The organism is Pseudomonas syringae group sp. J309-1, assembly GCF_032582135.1.
In the GTDB taxonomy this organism is placed as follows: domain Bacteria; phylum Pseudomonadota; class Gammaproteobacteria; order Pseudomonadales; family Pseudomonadaceae; genus Aquipseudomonas; species Aquipseudomonas quasicaspiana.
Genome location: NZ_JAWHNU010000178.1, coordinates 1 through 501, shown reverse-complemented (window position 1 = coordinate 501; position 501 = coordinate 1). Strand labels below are relative to the sequence as shown.

Genomic DNA, 501 nt, shown 5'->3' with positions numbered 1-501 from the left:
CCAATCTCGACGAGGAGCATGCGGAGGTCAGCATATCCGGGGAGGACAAGGCCGGCGACTTGATCGATTGCGCTGCCGTGCCCGAGGGGCCAGGCGAGTTCACCAACATACCGCTGGAAGATGCCGTCAAGCGCATCGTCGCGCCATTCGGTTTGAACGTGCGGACCGAGATCGACACAGGCAAGCCCTTTCCCCGCTACGCGCTGGATCTCGGTGAGACGGGACACTCCGCAATCGAGAAAGGCGCGCGCCAGCGGCACGCCCTGGTGATGAGCGATGGCGTCGGCGGTGTTGTCATCACACGCACAGGTGCCAAGCGAGCGCCGGCCGATCTCACTCTGCCGGGCTATGTGAAGGGGTCACGCGCGACCTTCAGCCACGAGGGCCGTCACTCTAAGACGATCGTGCGCGGTCAGAGCGAGAAAGCCAGCGGTGATCGCGATAGTCGCTCGGCAGCGCTGACGCCAGGGACCGAGCCGGCCGATCCGGGAAATCGTCAAC

The 501-nt window shown here is 64.7% G+C and carries 1 protein-coding gene; it reads left to right on the top strand.

The window, feature by feature from the left end:
- The coding region (locus RX972_RS29325; protein WP_316880814.1) for a hypothetical protein at nucleotides 1-501 on the top strand (501 nt) is incomplete at both ends.